This is a genomic window from Bradyrhizobium sp. UFLA05-153, from assembly GCF_054185185.1.
The window spans coordinates 89,151-106,411 of the sequence record NZ_JBBIAM010000024.1 but is presented as its reverse complement, the minus strand read 5'-3'; the positions used below and the strand labels follow the sequence as shown (position 1 = coordinate 106,411).

Annotated in this window: 15 protein-coding genes; 6 read left to right on the top strand and 9 right to left on the bottom strand. The window is 64.4% G+C overall.

The genetic code is table 11. The features are described 5' to 3' along the window. Positions 1 to 102 precede the first annotated feature (102 nt). Positions 103 to 315 (bottom strand): hypothetical protein, encoded by a 213-nt coding sequence (locus Q2941_RS17090; RefSeq protein WP_254111289.1) that lies wholly within the window; start codon positions 313 to 315, stop codon positions 103 to 105. 191 nt (positions 316 to 506) lie between these two features. Between Q2941_RS17090 and Q2941_RS17085 the strand changes: the two genes are divergently transcribed. Beyond that, a complete protein-coding gene (locus tag Q2941_RS17085) occupies positions 507 to 956 on the top strand; it encodes a hypothetical protein (RefSeq protein ID WP_027524481.1) in 450 nt (149 codons plus the stop codon). Positions 957 to 1,785: 829 nt separating this feature from the next. Here the strand turns inward: Q2941_RS17085 and Q2941_RS17080 are convergent. Then, on the bottom strand, positions 1,786 to 2,583 hold the full coding sequence (locus Q2941_RS17080; RefSeq protein WP_458193189.1) for a DODA-type extradiol aromatic ring-opening family dioxygenase: 798 nt from the start codon (positions 2,581 to 2,583) through the stop codon (positions 1,786 to 1,788). 340 nt (positions 2,584 to 2,923) lie between these two features. Further along, entirely contained in the window at positions 2,924 to 3,877 is a 954-nt protein-coding gene (locus tag Q2941_RS17075; RefSeq protein WP_027524477.1) for a helix-turn-helix transcriptional regulator, read from the bottom strand. A 66-nt stretch (positions 3,878 to 3,943) separates the two neighbouring features. On the opposite strand from Q2941_RS17075, the gene Q2941_RS17070 reads away from it, so the two are divergent. Then, complete coding sequence (locus Q2941_RS17070; protein ID WP_198031802.1) at positions 3,944 to 4,159, top strand: hypothetical protein; 216 nt, start codon at positions 3,944 to 3,946, stop codon at positions 4,157 to 4,159. An 8-nt stretch (positions 4,160 to 4,167) separates the two neighbouring features. Then, positions 4,168 to 7,449 carry an autotransporter domain-containing protein gene (locus tag Q2941_RS17065; protein ID WP_458193188.1) on the top strand — a complete coding sequence of 1,094 codons (3,282 nt, stop codon included), beginning with the start codon at positions 4,168 to 4,170 and terminating at the stop codon, positions 7,447 to 7,449. 84 nt (positions 7,450 to 7,533) lie between these two features. Here Q2941_RS17065 and Q2941_RS17060 read toward each other — a convergent pair whose 3' ends face one another. Together Q2941_RS17060 and Q2941_RS17055 are read right to left on the bottom strand one after the other, a co-directional pair. Continuing rightward, a complete protein-coding gene (locus Q2941_RS17060; RefSeq protein WP_458193187.1) occupies positions 7,534 to 9,045 on the bottom strand; it encodes a carboxylesterase/lipase family protein in 1,512 nt (503 codons plus the stop codon). A 113-nt stretch (positions 9,046 to 9,158) separates the two neighbouring features. Next, positions 9,159 to 9,368 carry a hypothetical protein gene (locus Q2941_RS17055; protein WP_035663059.1) on the bottom strand — a complete coding sequence of 70 codons (210 nt, stop codon included), beginning with the start codon at positions 9,366 to 9,368 and terminating at the stop codon, positions 9,159 to 9,161. A gap of 264 nt (positions 9,369 to 9,632) precedes the next feature. Between Q2941_RS17055 and Q2941_RS17050 the strand changes: the two genes are divergently transcribed. From Q2941_RS17050 to Q2941_RS17040, 3 genes are all read left to right on the top strand, one after another. After that, positions 9,633 to 12,320 (top strand): flavin-containing monooxygenase, encoded by a 2,688-nt coding sequence (locus Q2941_RS17050; protein WP_458193186.1) that lies wholly within the window; start codon positions 9,633 to 9,635, stop codon positions 12,318 to 12,320. A gap of 212 nt (positions 12,321 to 12,532) precedes the next feature. Further along, complete coding sequence (locus tag Q2941_RS17045; protein ID WP_027524472.1) at positions 12,533 to 12,796, top strand: hypothetical protein; 264 nt, start codon at positions 12,533 to 12,535, stop codon at positions 12,794 to 12,796. Between the two features lie 88 nt (positions 12,797 to 12,884). Then, the gene (locus Q2941_RS17040) at positions 12,885 to 13,253 is read left to right on the top strand and encodes a hypothetical protein (protein ID WP_245288072.1); all 369 of its coding nucleotides are present in this window, start codon (positions 12,885 to 12,887) and stop codon (positions 13,251 to 13,253) included. 23 nt (positions 13,254 to 13,276) lie between these two features. On the opposite strand, the gene Q2941_RS17035 is transcribed toward Q2941_RS17040, so the two are convergent. The 4 genes from Q2941_RS17035 to Q2941_RS17020 all read right to left on the bottom strand — a co-directional run bounded on the left by Q2941_RS17035 (position 13,277) and on the right by Q2941_RS17020 (position 17,205). Beyond that, entirely contained in the window at positions 13,277 to 13,432 is a 156-nt protein-coding gene (locus Q2941_RS17035) for a hypothetical protein (protein ID WP_198031801.1), read from the bottom strand. A gap of 119 nt (positions 13,433 to 13,551) precedes the next feature. Then, positions 13,552 to 14,103 (bottom strand): septal ring lytic transglycosylase RlpA family protein, encoded by a 552-nt coding sequence (locus Q2941_RS17030; protein ID WP_027524471.1) that lies wholly within the window; start codon positions 14,101 to 14,103, stop codon positions 13,552 to 13,554. A gap of 358 nt (positions 14,104 to 14,461) precedes the next feature. Beyond that, a complete protein-coding gene (locus Q2941_RS17025; RefSeq protein WP_027524470.1) occupies positions 14,462 to 15,718 on the bottom strand; it encodes a DUF1501 domain-containing protein in 1,257 nt (418 codons plus the stop codon). Positions 15,719 to 15,720: 2 nt separating this feature from the next. Next, positions 15,721 to 17,205, bottom strand: a complete 1,485-nt coding sequence (locus Q2941_RS17020; protein ID WP_458193185.1) for a DUF1800 domain-containing protein — start codon at positions 17,203 to 17,205, stop codon at positions 15,721 to 15,723. Positions 17,206 to 17,261: the final 56 nt, after the last annotated feature.

The window sequence follows — 17,261 nt, the reverse complement described above, 5'->3', positions numbered from 1 at the left end:
CGGTCAGCAACCGGTCCCCGGCGATATGGCGTGGTACGAAAGCATCGCGAAAGAGCGAAACGAACAGAATTCAAATGATGCCAAAACCGACGGAGGCGTCCGTCACCTCAATCCTTCGATGAGCGCCCTCCAGCCGAGCGCATCGTCACGCATCAGGAGCGAAACGCTGAGCATCGCCAAGTGGTGTGGCAATTCGCAATCGGGACGGACGTTCATATCGGCAACAAACAAAGTGGCTGCTTTTTTGAGATCGCCTTGGTCGAGATAAGCGAAGGCTCGTTGCTTGCAGCGCTCGACATATTTGTCGCGCGGCATGTCGGTAACCAGGGAGCGTTCCATTTTCGCCAGTGATCCCGGAATCTCGCATAGAACGCGTACAGGATTGAACGGTCGGGTCTGGCCCGTCGGTTCGAAAGGCGACCAACGGACGCCTTTTAACTGTAGTGTGGGAATTGAGACACAGGCGGTGCACCGCGTCCTTTTTTTCGGTCTCACCTGAGATTGAATTGCTTCACGCGGGGCTTGCGCGCCGCCGCCAGGATCCAAGCAAGCGATCGATCAAGTTGCAGCCGCCGCGCGTGATCAAGTGCGCGGTCGCCCTCGACGCGCATGGGTTTCATAATGGAACCGCCGTGTCTAAAGTGTCACACATCTCGCTCAACCAGTGGCGAGCTGCATTTCAATTTACGCGGTCGTCAGCTTGGCAAGATATACACGAGGAGGGGCGCGCGCCTGATGAGGGAGCCAGTATGCCCGATGAGAAAGATCATCCGGACGCGATCAGGTTCGTGTTCAAGGGAATCAAGACCAATGATGTCGATTTCGACGTACTTGGCAGTCTGAGGGCGGCGACATTGGCGGAGGCGCTAGAGCTGGCCCGCCCGATCCTTGCCGAGTTCAGGCGCAAGTATCGGCGGATTAACGTCGAGTTCACGGTTGAGGGGAGCGATGAGTAGGGGGGTCGCCCCTGACCCACAACGTTTCTTGTGCGGCTATCAGAGCGCGGATCGCGTGCCAACAACGGCCGCCAGTATACACGCGTTAGCTTGGCTCAGTCTGTTGCGAGCCGTGTGCTCGCGCCCGCCTTCGATAGCTCAATGGACCGTCAGGTCAAGCAACGGCACTTGTCGCCAGAGCTCTACGCGATGGCTATCCAACCGTCTGGCGCGCTCTTTTGCCTCCTCATCGTCAGCGCACTCAAGGTCGACCGCGCCAACGAGGTGGCCGTGTTCGTCGAGAATGTAGGCGCGGTAGCGCGGCATGACATAGACCCGCGACCATTTCTAAAGTTAGCGCGAGTATTTCTAGTGTAAGTGCCAGCCTCTATGCACTCGAATGGAGGGGTTATTTGGGGTACTACTTTCGTGCCGGATCGCGCCCCGCGCAACTTCCATTAGCTTGCGGGCGCTTGCCCGAGCACGCGGCGATCAAAGCCGAGCTGGCGTGCCAGGCCTTCATCGCGCGTAGACTGCAGCGGCTGGGACTTAACGTCGAAGGGTCAAGCCTGTGGGACGGCAGTTAGGTGGCGGCTTAGGATGGCGCGGCAGCGACTAGATCCGGCCGCCATGCGTTTGTTCAATTCAACCAGATCCGTGGCTAGCCCATCAGGCCGCCAGCCACGACGAACTCCGTAAAGGGATAGATCGCGGGCATTGTCCTGATCGAGCAGATTTCTGCTTTACCCCGAAAAGCCGAAATTTGCGCTGTACGCTCGCTAGCTTTCGTGGAGGTGCGACATGCCCACCACCCAACGCCCGGTCAGAGAAGGAGGAAGAATACAGATATTCACCCACCGAACTCGTACGACGCCATAGCGACGCTCGCGACCTCGTCGATGAACAGACGGTGTCCCGCGTCGCTCGCAGCCGCACCGGCTGCGACCATGAGCGGCAGCAGATGGTCCTCGCGCGGATGGGCAAGGCGCGCGCTCGGCGCGTTCTGCCAGTCAATCAGCATGGCATTGCGCCGCGCAGCGTCCGGCTGGCCGATAGCCTCGCGCAGATAGGCCTCGAACTCGTACGAGACGGGCTTGGATTCCGCGCGCCCGAAGCCGCGCATGTTGTGATAGGTGAGACCACTGCCGATGATCACGACGCCCTCATCGCGCAGCGCTGTCAGCGCCTCTCCTACCCTGATATGCTCGGCCGCATCGTAAGTCGACTTCAGCGACAACAGCACGATCGGCATATCGGCATTCGGATACATCAGGCCGAGCGGCACGAAGGTGCCGTGATCGAAGCCCTGGTTGGCGTCCTCGCGGCAATCGATGCCGGCACGACCCAGAAGCTCATTCACCCGCGTGGCCAGGGCCGGTTCGCCCGGCGCCGGATATTTGAGGTGATAGGTATGCTCGGGGAAACCGTAATAGTCGTAGACCATCGGCGGATGCGCCGAGGTCGAGACCGTGAACTCGTCCGCTTCCCAATGACCGGTGATGACGAGCACCGCCTTCGGTCGCGACGACAGCCGCTGGGGTAGCCGGCTGAGCTCCTCCGCGGTCTTGGCATATTGCACCCGCCTGTCGTCCATGAACGGCCAGGGTCCACCGCCATGCGACAGGAAGAAGGTCGGAAATCGCGTCATCGCCGTCGGCTCATCTCTGTTGCAACAAGTGCGAGGCGTAGCCCTACGCGCTTTTCGGCGGTGAGCATAGGGAAACGCACATGGTTAGCAAGCCGTTAACGATTTGCCTTCCAAAATCCGCAGCCGGTCGAAGCACTCGACCGGTTGGTTTTTGTGGGAAGCAAGATGGCAAAGTTTGCGCTGGGGGATGTCGTCAACAGTGACAAGGGCCGCCGCGGGGTCGTCCGCGCGAAGGCCGGCGGTGCTACGCCGTCGAGAAGGACGGCGCGATGGACTTCCTGGAGGAAGAGAAGCTGACGCCGGCGCCCCGCGTCGAGCTCGCGGCGTAGAGCCTCGGTTCTCAGTCGCCGCGCATCTCCGTCGGCGTCATGCCAAAGCGCTGCCGAAATGCCCGGTTGAAGTAGGAGAGATCGGCAAATCCCGAAAGATACGCCACGTCGATGATCTTGCGCGACCGATTGATGGGGTCGAGCAACAGCTTGCGGGCCAGCATGAGCCGATGCTCCAGCACGAATTCCGTAAAGGTGGTTTCAGCCTGTGCGAAGAAGCGCTGCGCGTGGCGCTGACTGAGGCCGTGCTTCCGGGCGATCGATCCAAGCGACAGGTCGTGGCGGCCGAGACTTGCGAGCATGTCGGCGCGCATCAGATCGAAGCGCGCGGCGGCATGACCGCCGCTCTCACGTTCGGCCTCGGTGCCGAGCAGGAGCCCAACGAGGTCTACCATGTGCTGCGCCATCAGCTGCTGGCCAACCACGTCAAGATGTGGCGCAAGGTTCGTGGACAGGTCGTGATAGCGGGAAATGGTTTCCCGCAATTTGGGCCGGTCTCCCAGAACCTGTGATATGCCGTTCTCGGCCCTCGGATAGGCCGTCAAGAGCGTGGAACGTGGCATTGCGACGGTCTTGAACTGAACTCCGTCCCTCTGGCTGATCTTGCTGAGCAAGCTCATGTCCATCAGGCACATCTGCGATTCCGACAATTCGATTTCGCGTTCCTCCTGCGTGATCAGCACTCGTCCGGCGGTGGCGATAACCAGAACCAGATCATCGTACCCGTCGCGCAGGATCTCGCGCGTGCGCTCGAAATGAGCTGACGACCCGCTCGGAACAGACAACGTCAATCCTCCGAGCAGGCTGACGCGCAGCTGGCAGTCGATGCTGTCACCCTCACTCGGCGAGATGTCGAGTCTGCAGAGAAGCCGGCATGTCTCCTCGCGCCACGCTTCGTACTCTCGTCCGCTAGACGCCCCCTTGTAGGACTTAACGAAGACGTTAGGCGCATTCGCCGAATCCACGTCGATTTTCCCTGGCAACCAAAAAGATCCGTCATACAGCGGGATCGAGTGCCGGCAACGCCGATCGTGCTCGATGTCGCCAAAATCCTCACAATTGTCACCGCAATCCACTCAACGGCGCTGTTCGACAGCAGCCGCGCGACGCGCCGTGACCGTATCGCGCCTTCGCGTTCTCATGGCGCCCTATTCCAGTGGCTTGGCACGCTGGCCCAAGACATCGAACTGGCCGGCACCTCATTCATCCGATGTGCGTCTCCCGATCGGAGCGTACAGCTTTTTTGAGGTTACGCATGCCCAGGACTGCCATCGCTCGTTTCAGCACCGGGCCGATCCGCATCCGTTCTGGTAATTGGGGCACTCTTGGAAAATTGCGTGGCGGGAGCGGTAAGCGTGCGCTGATGGCCTCAGCCTTCCTGCTGCCGATGATCGCGAGCGGGGCGGCGGAGGCTCAGACCGGGCCTTTCCTTTATGTGCCCAACTCTGGCGACAACACCGTCTCGGTACTGGATTCATCCACCGGCAATCCCGTTGGATCCGCCATCGGCGTCGGCAATAGCCCCATAGCTGTAGCCGTGCGAGGCGATGAATCCCTTGCCTATGTCACCAATTATCCTACCGGCACCGTTTCGGTTCTGGACACCGCGACCAATACGATCACGGCCACCATCGGCGGCATATCTTCTCCTCCATATGGTGTCGCGGTCAGTCCCGACGGGACCCACGTCTACGTGACCGAAAGAGGCGGCAATTCGGTTTCCGTCATCGACACCGCGACCAATACGGTCACTGCCAGTATCACCGTCGGGCATGCTCCCGCTGGTGTCGCGTTTAGTCCCGACGGGACCCGCGCCTATGTGACGAACACAATCAGCAATTCGGTTTCCGTGATCGACACCGCGACCAATACGGTCACCGCCATCATCAACGTCGGGTCTGCTCCGCTTGGTGTCGCGTTCAGTCCCGACGGGGCCCGCGCCTATGTAGCTAACCAGGGTAGCAATTCGGTTTCCGTGATCGACGCTGCGACCAATACGGTCACCGCCACCATCAACGTCGGGTCCTCTCCCTATCATGCCGCGTTCAGTCCCGACGGCACCCGTGCCTATGTGACTGACGTAGGCAGCAATTCGGTTTCCGTGATCGACACCGCGACCAATACGGTCACTGCCACCATCGCCGTCGGGTCTTCTCCCCATGGAATCGCGCTCAGTCCCGACGGCACCCGTGCCTATGTGGCTAACCGTTATAGCGATTCGGTTTCCGTGATCGACACCGCGACCAACGCGGTCATTGGGACACTTCCGGCCGGAGCCTTGCCAAATTTGCTCGGCATGTGCTCCAACGGCAACGCATTGTTGGCCCCCGGGTTGACGTTCAAGGCGAACACGTCGGGGGCGCTGGCCTGCACGCTGGCCTCGGGCGCGAGCGGCGCCAGCGGCCCGGTGTTCACCGGTGGGACGATGCAGTTCGCCGGCGCCAATATCGCGAGTTCGCTGCCCATCACGCTGATGAGCCAGGGTGGCACTTTTGACACCGCCAGCAACAACGCCACGCTGTCCGGCACCATCAGCGGGCCGGGCGGGCTGACCAAGACCGGCCTGGGCACGCTCACGCTCTCCGGTGCCGGGAGCTATTCGGGGCCGACCGCGGTGAACGCCGGCACATTGCAGGCCGGCGCCGCGGGCGTCTTCTCGCCGAGCAGCGCCTACACCGTCGCGAGTGGGGCCACGCTCGATCTCAACAATTTCAATCAGACCATCGGCTCGCTCGCCGGCGCGGGCTCCGTGACGCTCGGCTCGGCTACGCTGACGACCGGCAATGATGGCACCAGCACGACGTTTTCAGGCAGCATTTTCGGGACCGGCGGGCTGGCCAAGATCGGCACCGGCACGCTGACGCTCTCCGGCAACAACGCCTACAGCGGCGCGACCACCGTAAGCGGCGGCACGTTGCGGGTGGACGGGTCTATCGCATTATCCAGCCTGACCACGATCAACAGCGGCACCACTCTGACCGGCACTGGCTCGGTGGGAGCGATGCAGGTCAATGCCGGTGGCACATTCGCGCCGGGCAATGGCACCGCGGGTACATCCATGTCGGTTGCCGGTTTGACCTTGTCGCCTGGCTCTCTCTATCAGGTGCAGGTGAATCCCGCGGCCGCGTCCTATGCGACCGTCACGGGCACGGCGCAGCTCGGCGGCGCCACGGTCAACGCGCTGTTCGCCAGCGGCAGCTATGTCAGCAAGACCTACACGATCCTCACCGCCGCGGGCGGCGTCTCCGGCACGTTCGGCTCTCTGGTCGACGCCAATCTGCCGGCGAACTTCCACACGAGCCTCAGCTACGATGCCAACAATGCCTATCTCAATCTCGCCTTGAACTTCGCCATTCCCGGTGGGCTGAACGGCAATCAGCAGGCAGTCGGTAATACACTGACCAACTTCTTCAATGCCAACGGCAGCATTCCATTGGTCTACGGCGCGCTGACACCGGCCGGCCTGGCCCAAGCCTCCGGCGAGCTCGGCACGGCGGCGCAGCAGACGACGTTCAACGCCATGGGCCAGTTCATGGGCCTGCTCACTGATCCCTTCACACGGGGCAATGGCGGGCCGGGCACGGCGGGCGGCGCGGCCGGATTGGCCGAGCAGGATCAAACGAGCGCCTACGCTGCGCGCAAGCGGGCCGACGCCTTTGCGATGGTCGCCAAGGCGCCGCCGCCACGCGCCTTCGAACAGCGCTGGAGCGTGTGGGCCGCGGGCTTTGGCGGATCCCAATCGACGGATGGCAATGCGGTGATCGGCTCGAACGACACGACGAGCCGCGTATTTGGGACCGCCGCCGGGGCCGATTACTGGTTCTCGGCAGATACGCTGGCCGGCTTTGCGCTGGCCGGCGGCGGGACCAATTTTGGTGTCGCCAATGGCGGCTCCGGCCGCTCCGACCTGTTCCAGGCCGGCGCCTTCTTCCGCCATATCATCGGGCCCGCCTACGTCACCGGTGCGCTCGCCTATGGCTGGCAGGACATCATCACCGATCGCACGGTGACCATCGCGGGCGTCGATCGCCTGCGCGCCGAGTTCAATGCCAATGCTTATTCCGGCCGGCTCGAGGGTGGTTATCGCTTCGTCACACAAGGCTTTGGCTGGACACCTTATGCCGCTGCCCAGTTCACGACCTTCGACCTGCCGGCCTATGCCGAGCAGGCGATTGTCGGTAGCAACCTGTTTGCGCTGGCCTACAACGCCAAGAGCGTCACCGACACGCGCACCGAGATCGGCCTGCGCACCGACAAATCCTTCGCCCAGGCCAATGGCATCGTCACCCTCCGCGGCCGCGTCGCATGGGCGCACGACTTCAATCCTGACCACACTGTCGGCGCCACGTTCCAGTCGCTGCCTGGCGCCAGCTTCGTCGTGAACGGCGCAGCGATGGCGGCGGACTCAGCGCTGGTCACGGGATCGATCGAGAAGAAGTGGCTGAGCGGCTGGTCGGCCGCCGGCACGTTCGAAGGCGAGTTCTCCGCAGTCACCCGCAGCTATGCCGGCAAGGCAAGCGTGCGCTATGCGTGGTGACGCTCCAAGAATCCGTCAAGAGTCCGTTCAGGAAGAGGCGGTTCAGGCGCCGCGAATGTCTGACGGCGTGGCCCCGCCCGCCACTCATCCCCGTGGGCTCCGCCGTTCGAGATGATCGAGCGGCCCCGACAGGGGATCGTCGCGGCTTGCCATTCCGTCATTGGAGATCAGCAGCAAGCGCTCACCTTGCGAACTTGCGTCCCAAGGCGGCAGGCCCGGCCCGTTGGGATCGCCGGTCCTTGCGAAATTGGTCCAGTAGCTGCGCAACTGACCCGCAAGCTCGCGGTCGGCGCGCGTAAACGGGCTCGCGCCCGGCACGCCTTGGGCGCCGAAGACGAATTGCAATTCCCGCCCGTGACCGCCATCGCCGTTCGCACGCTGGGCTTCGCCCATGTAGGAAAATCGATAGCGGTAGGTCGGCGCACCAGTCGCCGCGTGCAGACGCGCGAGGTATCGCGCGGGCTCGGTGAAAACCCGGTCCGTGTAGAGCCGGGCGGCAAGCTCCGCAGGCTTGCCGGAGATGCCGGGATAGAGCGCCTTCAATCGATCGGCCGATTCACCGGCGAGGCGGAGCTCCTCCTTCAGGTCGGGCTCGCCGACAAAACTCGTCTCGTCCTCGTTCGAGCCGATGATCACCGGGATGCGGCTTTCATGTGAGGCACCGAAGCCGCTCGCGATGTCCTCCGTCACGAGCCGTCCGTCCAGCACCGGGCCGAAGCTGCGCGCGGATTTGGCGAACAGCAGGGTTTCGGCCGCAAGCAGCATTCTCGTATCCAGCGCACGTGGATCGGACGTACTCCTGTCGCGGGCGACCAGGGAGAACACGCGTTGCCCAATGGCCTCAGCCTCTTGCAGCGACGGCACGCCTTGGCGCGCGGGCAGCGACTGCAAGATCGCCTTGTGAAACAACTCGCGTGCCTGTGGGCAAAGCATCAGAAGGGCAATCGAAGTCGCGCCGGAGCCCGAACCGAACAAGGTGACGTTGCCCGGATCGCCGCCGAACGCGGCGGCATTGTCATGAACCCAGCGCAGCGCCGCGATCTGGTCCATCATGCCGTAATTGGCGCTCGCGCCGTCCGGCGCGTTCACGGCGAGCGAGGGATGCGCAAGCCAGCCGAACACGCCGAGACGATAATTCACCGTCACGACGATGATGCCAGCCTGCGCAAGCTTCGCGCCATCGAGCAAGGGATCATTCGCCGTGCCCGTCACGAAGCCGCCGTCATGGAAGAAAACCATCACCGGCAGCGGTCCATCGACGCCGAAGGGCCGAAAGACGTTCAGCGTCAGGCAATCCTCGCTCGCATGCGGCATCGCCGGCTGCAGGCAGGCCGGACCGAAATCGTAGGCGGTCCGCATTTCCGAGCTCTCGGGAAGCGCCTCTGGCGCGCGCCATCGGAGCAGCCCGAGTGGCGCGGCCGCGTAGGCCAGGCCCTTGAAAGAGGCCACCTCGCCTTCCACAGCGCCGAGCATCTGGCCTTCATGCGTCAGGGCAAACGGAAATTGCACGGCCTGCTGGGCCGCGGCCAAGCCGACCTGTCCCAGGACCACTGAAGAGACCATCGAAGCCGTAGCGAGCGCCAGCAAGGACCGCATCGGCGAAATCTCAATGCGCGAGAAGCTCGACGCCAAGTTACGTCGGTAACATGCGGCTCGGCAAGCCGGCAGTTGCTCGCGGCGCGCGATCCGGACGACCCCACGCTTGCGCTTTAGCCATCCTTGCCGGTCAGCTCCGCGAGCGCGCGGCGCGCGACGATGCCGAGCTCTCCGAGCGTCGAATGGCCGGCTTCTGCCGCCTTGATCAAGCGCTCGGCAATGAACCTGCGGCTGTCGTGGTCGCCGCCATGCGGCAGTTGACGGCAGGTTTCCTCCAGCACCACGTCCATGTTCGCCTTGGTTCGCTCGCTCAGCTTCTTCATGACGTTTCGTGAGAGCCTTGGTCCTTAAGAGCCTTGAGAGCCTTGTCCTCCGAGAGCAACGTCACGGAACTCGGCAATCGACGGAACAACAGCGTGATTGCCTCGAAAAATCAAGCGCTCACGACGATTGTTGCGGCGCGGCGTACGCTGCGCGGGCTGCAGTCCGCAGCATCTCGCGCTACCCAGGATTGAATCTGCGCTGATGACAAACCACCGCCGCGGCGATAGCCTATCCCAAAGCAAAATGCTCGGGAGGATAATCGCATGGCTGAGGCAATGGTTGCAGCACGTGCTTCGGAAGCCACCGGGAAAGCCCAACACGTGGACGTCGCCGTAGTCGGCGCAGGCTTTGCCGGTCTCTATCTTCTGCACCGGCTGCGCAAGGCGGGCCTGACGAGCGTCGCGCTGGAAGAAGCCGACGATGTCGGAGGCACCTGGTACTGGAATCGCTATCCCGGCGCACGTTGCGACATTCAGACCATCGACTACAGCTACACTTTCGATCCGGATCTCGAGACGGCCTGGACCTGGTCGGAAAAATACGCAACCCAACCTGAAATCCTGCGCTATCTCGGCTTCGTGGCCGATCGCTACGACCTGCGGCGCGACATCCGCTTCAAGACCAAGGTCACAGAAGCGCGGTGGGACGAGGCAGCCGGGCGCTGGCAGCTCACGACCAGCAACGGCCCGGCCGTCTCCTGCCGCCACTACATCATGGCGACGGGCTGTCTCTCCGCGCCAAAGCCACCAGAGATCGACGGCGTCAAGGATTTCAAGGGCGAGGTCTATTTCACCGGGCGCTGGCCGCATGACGGTGTCAATCTCGCGGGCAAGCGCGTCGCCGTGATCGGCACGGGCTCTTCAGGCATCCAGTCGATCCCGATGATTGCCGAACAGGCGGCGCAGCTGACCGTGTTCCAGCGCACGCCGAATTTCGCGCTGCCCGCCCATAACGGCCCCGCACCGGCGGACCGGCTCGGCCTCTTGCAAGGCGACCGCGCCGCATATCGCGAGCAGGCGCGCTGGTCGATGGCCGGCGTGCCCTATCCGCAACAGACCTCCGTGAGCTGGCAGCTCAGCGACGCCGAGCGCCGCGCGCGCTTCGAAGAGGCGTGGGGCAAGGGCGATCTCGTCTACATCCTCACCCAGCTCTGGGCTGATCAGGCCGTCGATGTCGACGGCAACGCGCTGATCTGCGACCTGATCCGCGAGAAGATCCGCAGCGTCGTGAAGGATCCCGAAACCGCCGCGGCCCTGATGCCGCAAGACCATCCGTTCGGCGCCAAGCGGCCCTGCCTCGATACCAACTATTATGCGACCTTTAACCGGCCCAACGTGACGCTGGTGAATCTGCGGCAGGAGCCGATCAAGACGATCACCGCTAACGGCATCACCACCGACAAGCGCAGCTTCGAGGTCGATGTCATCGTGTTCGCGACCGGCTTCGATGCCATGACCGGCGCGATCCGGGCCGTGCATCCGATCACCGGCCGCGGCGGCATGTCGCTGTCCGAGGTCTGGGCGGACGGGCCGCAGACCTATCTCGGCCTGACGGTCGCGGGCTTTCCCAACTTTTTCATGATTACGGGACCGGGCAGCCCGTCGGTGCTGTCGAACATGGCGGTATCGATCGAGCAGCACGTCGACTGGGTGGTCGAGCGCCTGGCCGCACTTCGCGACGCCGGCTTCACCACCATCGAGGCGACCGAGACAGCGCAGGCCGGATGGGGTCAGCACATGGCCGACTGCTCGATGCTGACGCTGCATCGGCTTGCCAACACCTGGTACACGGGCGCCAACGTTCCCGGCAAGGTGCAGGGCCTGATGCCCTATAGCGGCGGCGTCGGCCCCTACCGTAGCATCTGCAACGAGATCGTCGCCCGCGGCATGCTCGGCTTCAAGCTCACCGGGCCCAACGTCGCCGCGCAGTGCAATGACGGCGAGGTCGTGCGCCTGCAGCCGGACGTGCGCATCGTGCTGGGCATGCTGGCGCAGCTGAACCTGCCGCCGATCGAATCGATGGGCGCTCTGGGTGCGCGCGCCTTCGTCAACGAGTTCAACAAGGCCCGCCCCGCAGGCCGGCCGGTCGCCGAGGTCATCGATGGCACACTGGAGGGCGCTGACGGCCCGCTGCCCTATCGCCTCTATCGGCCGGCGACGCCGGGGCCACACCCGATCGTGGTCTATTTCCACGGTGGCGGCTGGGTGCTCGGCGACGAGCAGTCCGATGATCCGTTCTGCCGCGACATGTGCCGGCGCACGGACATGATCTTCGTCAGCGTCGGCTACCGGCATGCGCCGGAGCACCGCTTCCCGGCGGCGGCCGAGGACGGCTATGCAGCGACGCGCTGGGTCGCGGCGCATGCGGACGAGCTCGGCGCCACCCCGGGGCCGATGCTGGTCGCGGGCTGGAGTGCCGGCGGCAATATCGCCGCGGTCACCTGTCAGCTCGCGCGCGATCGTGGAGGCCCGCAGATCTCGGGCCAGCTTCTGGTGTGCCCGGTCACCGACTGCACGTTCGACCGTCCATCCTACGAGGAGAATGCGGTCGGCTACTTCCTGACGCGCTCGCTGATGTACTGGTTCTGGGACATCTACTGCTCGCCCGCCGAGCGCACCGATCCGCGCGTCTCGCCGCTGCGCGGCAAGGTCGCCGGCCTGCCGCCGGCGTTCGTGGTGACCTGCGAGTTCGATCCTTTGCGCGACGAAGGCGTCGCCTATGCGGACGCGCTCGCAGCCGCGGGCGTTCCGGTCGAGCAGTTGCAGGCGCGCGGCCATTTCCATTCGTCCTTCACCATGGTCGACGTTGTGATCACGGGCGTCAGTGGACGGGTACAGATGGCGGACGCCTTGCGCCGCTTCGCCGGCCTTCCGCCGGAGGCACGGCGCGGCGATGACGCGAGCCGCGGTCAAGCGCCGCCCGCGCACAAGATCGCGGCCGCCGCGAGCTGACTGCCGGCATCGAGGCTCTCATGACGTGACCTGCGGGCCGGGACCGGCCCAGGGGCCCGCAGATGCGGTCGAGAATGGTTTCGCCGACTGGGAACGAATCTTGGCCGCCGGCGTTGGGAGCGCGTGGCATTGAGATGCAGCGATAGATGTGGGCCCTGGCACACGACCACGTGTGCTGGGGTTCTTTTTGCGTGAGCGCGTAGCAGGGGCAGATGTCTTCCGAATCCCAAGTGAACTTCGGCGCAACCGCGCGCTTGCGCAAATGGCCCTCGCTCGGAAACCAACGGCGCGAGGACCGGGAGACCTACCTCGTGCTCGAAGATACGCTGGACCGATGCATCACGGCCTTCATGGAGAAGCCGCAGGCAACCAGGCACCTCTATCAGATCCATACGTCGCCACAACCGCCGCTGGTGACGGAGATTCTCTCGCCCGAGCACATCGCCGAGCTGTCTCGGCTGCGGGACTATCTCTGACGCCGCGCGACGACGAACGACATCGCGAGGAACATTCTTCTGCTTTTTCCCGTTGACGGTATGCGAAGCGAAAACGTGAGTGCCTACGATGCTCGAAGCCGTTTTGTCATCCCTCGATGTGCCCTATGGCGCGGATCAAACACTGTTCGTCGTGATCGACCGGATCAGTGGCGCCAGGGAAATCCGCATCGAGCGCGTCGATCTCGAACAGACGATCGGCGAGTTCATCGCCGGCTGCTTCAGAGATCCAGTGCGGGTCATTTCGTTCAACACACTTGAGCACTGGGTCAAGGACATCTCGGCCGACGTCGCCCTTGAAATCCAATCCCGCTGCGACATCGACGGCACCGACCTGCCCGACCATCTCCGGGATTTCGTCGAGCGCCACATCTGCGCGAGCTCCCGCACTCCGTCCGGCCTGCACGCGGCACTTCGCGCGCGGATTGCGGCACGCTAGATCGCTTCCGGTGTTCGGTATGATCAGGCCTTCCGGCGCCTGCCGGCCATCGCCTCGATCTCGCGGCGACGGTCGCCCGCGAAGGATAACAATTTCTCGACCGTAAGCGTATCCGTGATCCGTTTCGCCAGCCGCTCGGCGCGCGCAGCCTGGTCCTCAAGATGCTGGATCGTGTTCACGCGTCCTCCCCGAACCGTCGAGATTGTGTGCCCGCCATGGTGCTTCAGCGAGACTAACAGCCGGTTAAGCGCGGTATGCGGATGCGACGTCGCAGAGCTGGACTCCCGCGACGCGGCGGTTACTGCACGACGTCAAGCTTCACGTTGGCGACGCCCTTGTTGACCATGCCGAGCGCCTCGGCGGCCGAATAGGAGACGTCGACGACGCGCCCGCGGACATAAGGTCCGCGGTCGTTGACGCGGACCGTCACCGAGCGGCCGGTGGAGACGTTGGTCACGCGCAGGCGCGTGCCGAACGGCAGCGTAGGATGAGCGGCGGTGAGTTCGTGCTTGTCGAACTTTTCCCCGCTCGCGGTCTCCTGGTCCTCCGAGTAGAAGCTCGCAACGCCATGCGCGGCCGTTGGCTTCTCAGCCGCGTGGGTCGGCGCATGATGGCGCGGCCGGGCGTAGACGCCCGCGAGCCTGCGGGCCTCGTGACGATGCTCGGTCATGGCCTGCCGGCTTGCAGTTGCGAATTCCGCTTTCTGCCGCGCGACCGGCGACTGCGCGCAGGCCGCGAGCGATACGGCAGCAATCAGGCTAAGGACAAGTCGAGTAACCGCTCCGCACAGGGAACCGCGGCTTGCGTGGGTCTGCGGATCAACCGTTTCGGCACATTCGAATCGAGACATGATTGCGCGCCTCCGACCTGCCCCTAGTCCGGCGCTCAATGGAGGCAGAACCTTGTCGGAAAAGGAGCCGCCCTGCGGCCGCTGCGGTTTCGCGCAAGCTGTTGCGATTCCACCACAGTTCCTCATGCGTCTCGAAGCGAGACACAGCGCGTCCGGTCAGGGCGCGTCAGCCGTGGGACTCTCGCCACAAAACGGCGTGCGCCTCGCGCGCCGCGCTCTCCGTGAGAAGCCGCGCGAGCTCACGCCAATAAAGTTTCCGCCATCGCCGTTGCAGGCCGGTCAGAAACTCGATCTCCCGTTGGGTCAGAAAGCACATGACGATCCCAATCGTGATTCCGCGCATCTCGCGCGTCTCGCTTCATCCGCTACCGACAAGTCCACTCATCGGCGCGACATCGGCGCTGTCGGGGAACACGGTGCTGGCAAGCACGGTGTCCTCGACACGCAGATGATCGCGCAGCAGCCCCTTCAGCACGGCGCGCAGATCCGTCGTCGGCTTCAGGTCGCGATCCTCGAACAGCTGTGCCGGCTTCAATCCCGGCCAGTCCGCGATCACGCGGCCGCCCTTCAATGCACCGCCGGTGAGGAATGCGACCGTGCCGGTGCCATGGTCCGTTCCCTCCGTGCCGTTGATCCGCGCGGTGCGACCGAACTCGGTGACGACGGCAACGACGGTGTCGTGCCAGGCCTCGCCCATGTTGGTCTCGATCGAGGCGAGCGCACCGTCGAGCGCGCCAAGCAGGTTGAACAGCTGCCCCGAAGCCGCGCCTTCGGCGATGTGCGTATCCCAACCGACGAAGCCCATGGCGCCAACGCGCGGGCCGTCCGGCCTGGCAAGATAGCGCGCGGCGGTACCGGCGGCCTCGGCGAAGTAGGCGCGCACGCGCGCAATGCCCGGCGGCATCAGCGTAGGATCCTCCGACATCGGATCGCCCATGCCCGCAGGGCCTCCGAGCGAGGCAAGCTTCATGCGCGCCTGGAGCACGGCGGCGAGCTTCGGATCGGTGTGCTGATAGAGATCGAGCAGGCGGTTCTGCGTGTCCTCGCTCGCCGACAGAAGCTTTTGCGGCACCCATGACATCACGGGTGCCGAGCCGCGCACCACCAGCGGCGTCACCGCACCGACGCCGAGCGCACGGCTGCCGCGTGGATCGACGCGACCGCCCGATTCCAGCGCGGCCAGCGACCGGTTGAGCCAGCCGGAGCCGATCGCGCCGGGCTTTGCAATCCCGCTCTCGAGCACGTCCTGGCCGTCGAAATGCGAGCGCTCGCGATAGGGCGTCGCCGTGGCGTGCACGATCAGCGCCTGCTGGCTCTTGTACAGCCGATGCAGATTGGGCATCGCCGGATTGAGCGCGAAGAAGGAATCGAGCGGCAGCGCCGGCGTCTTGCCGTCCAGCACCAGTGCGCGCTCGCCACGCAAGGAGATCCAGTCGGGATCGCCCACGGGCGCGACCGCGCCGAGACCGTCAAGGGCGCCCCTCAGGATGATGACGAGCAGCCGCGGATCGCGCCCTTCTGCGCGAGCGAGCTTCGGCATCTGGCTCCACGCAAACAGCGCGCCCGAGCCGATCAGCAGCTCACGCCGTGTCGGCAGGTGGTTGGCGAAGCTCATGCTCACCTCCTCTGGAAGTCCGCCGACATGAACAGGAGCGCGAGCGCCTGCTGCCGGCTCTCGGCGCGATTGACCGCCTGTTTCACCTCTGGCGAGACCGTTGATGCGAAAACGGTCTCGATGATGTCCTGCGGATCGGCCTGGCCCGCGACGCGCTCGGCGAAATTGTTGGCAATGTCGAGCCGCCGGCCCACGCCGTCGATCCAGCTCGCTTCGTCATCGGGATAGCCCCTCGGCGCCGGCGGCCGCCACAGCGCCTCGCCGAGCAGCTCTTGCCCTCCCGTGAAGCGCGTCGGATCGGCCTGCGTGATGCCAGTCGCGCGCACCATGCCGACGACCCATTCGCCGGGACGCTTGAGCTTGGACGGCGGCTCGCTCCACGCCTCGGGCGCGGACACCATCGTTTTCGCAACCTCCTTGAGGTCGCCGTCGGTCTCACGAAACGTCTTCGCCATTTGCTCGACCAGTGACGGCGGCGGCGTCTCCGCAATGAAGTGGCGCGCGAGCTTGGTCGCGACATGTGTCGCGGTCGCGGGATGAGCCGCGAGGTCGCGCAGCACGGCGCGCCCCTGCTCCACTCCCTCCTGGTCGTAGAGCTTGCCGAGCACGGTCTGCCCGCCGGGCTCGTGGAGCCGCGGGTTGAAGCTGAATTCACCGCCTCGCTCGGGATCGTTGCCGGGCGGAATCAGGGTCCAGCCCGTCAGCACGTTGGCGAAGCTGATGACATCATCCTGCGTATAGCCGCTGCGCACACCGAGCGTGTGCAGCTCCATGATCTCGCGCGCAAAATTCTCGTTCAGGCCGCGGCTTCGATTGATGCCGGCGATCGAGTTCGCGCCCATCGAGCCGAGATTGTCGAGATAGAACAGCATGGCCGGGTGACCTTCGGCCGCCTGCAACAGATCGTTGAAACGGCCGAGCACGTGCGGACGAATGGCCTCGCGCTCATAGGCACCCGACATGCTCTGGATCTTGTTTGCGGAGATGCAGAAGTGGTTCGACCAGAACCACACCAGCCGCTCGGCAAAGCCGATCTCCGCAGCCAGCGCCGCCTCCGTGCGCACCTTCGCCTCCTCGAGATAGATCGGCCGCCCCGGATCGGGAACGGCGTCGGCGGCCTTCTTGGCCGCCATCTCGGCGGTTTCCGCGCCCTGACCCTGCCCTTGAGTCTGTCCTGGCTTTCGCCTCTGGTTGTTTCCTTGGCTTGCGTCCTGGCCTTCGGCCATGACGGGAGCCGCGGCCATCTGCTGCTTCTTGGCTTCCTGCTTGGCTCGCGCCGCACGCTTGGCATTGGCGTCCGCTACCGTGCGGTAGGCCTTGGCGCTGGAGGGAAGGCTCGCTGCGTCTGCCAGTAGCAGGGGCCGGTCGAGCTCGGCGATCAGCGCTGCGCGCGGGTCGGCCTCGATCGCGGCAATCGACCCCGGTCGCGGCCCCATGCCGAAGCGATGGAGCGCCAGCACGGCTTCAGCCTTTGTAGAATTGCTCATGGCGGGTGCCCGATATGTCAGCCAACCGAACCATCGCGCCAAGCCGGTTCGGTCGA

Bases quoted from the DNA above. Each gene is read 5' to 3' on its own strand.
- Q2941_RS17020 (WP_458193185.1), bottom strand. From the start codon at position 17,205: ATGAGCAATTCTACAAAGGCTGAAGCCGTGCTGGCGCTCCATCGCTTC.
- Q2941_RS17060 (WP_458193187.1), bottom strand. From the start codon at position 9,045: ATGCGGTCCTTGCTGGCGCTCGCTACGGCTTCGATGGTCTCTTCAGTG.
- Q2941_RS17050 (WP_458193186.1), top strand. From the start codon at position 9,633: ATGGCTGAGGCAATGGTTGCAGCACGTGCTTCGGAAGCCACCGGGAAA.
- Q2941_RS17055 (WP_035663059.1), bottom strand. From the start codon at position 9,368: ATGAAGAAGCTGAGCGAGCGAACCAAGGCGAACATGGACGTGGTGCTG.
- Q2941_RS17090 (WP_254111289.1), bottom strand. From the start codon at position 315: ATGCCGCGCGACAAATATGTCGAGCGCTGCAAGCAACGAGCCTTCGCT.
- Q2941_RS17045 (WP_027524472.1), top strand. From the start codon at position 12,533: ATGTCTTCCGAATCCCAAGTGAACTTCGGCGCAACCGCGCGCTTGCGC.
- Q2941_RS17040 (WP_245288072.1), top strand. From the start codon at position 12,885: ATGCTCGAAGCCGTTTTGTCATCCCTCGATGTGCCCTATGGCGCGGAT.
- Q2941_RS17065 (WP_458193188.1), top strand. From the start codon at position 4,168: ATGCCCAGGACTGCCATCGCTCGTTTCAGCACCGGGCCGATCCGCATC.
- Q2941_RS17025 (WP_027524470.1), bottom strand. From the start codon at position 15,718: ATGAGCTTCGCCAACCACCTGCCGACACGGCGTGAGCTGCTGATCGGC.
- Q2941_RS17030 (WP_027524471.1), bottom strand. From the start codon at position 14,103: ATGTCTCGATTCGAATGTGCCGAAACGGTTGATCCGCAGACCCACGCA.
- Q2941_RS17080 (WP_458193189.1), bottom strand. From the start codon at position 2,583: ATGACGCGATTTCCGACCTTCTTCCTGTCGCATGGCGGTGGACCCTGG.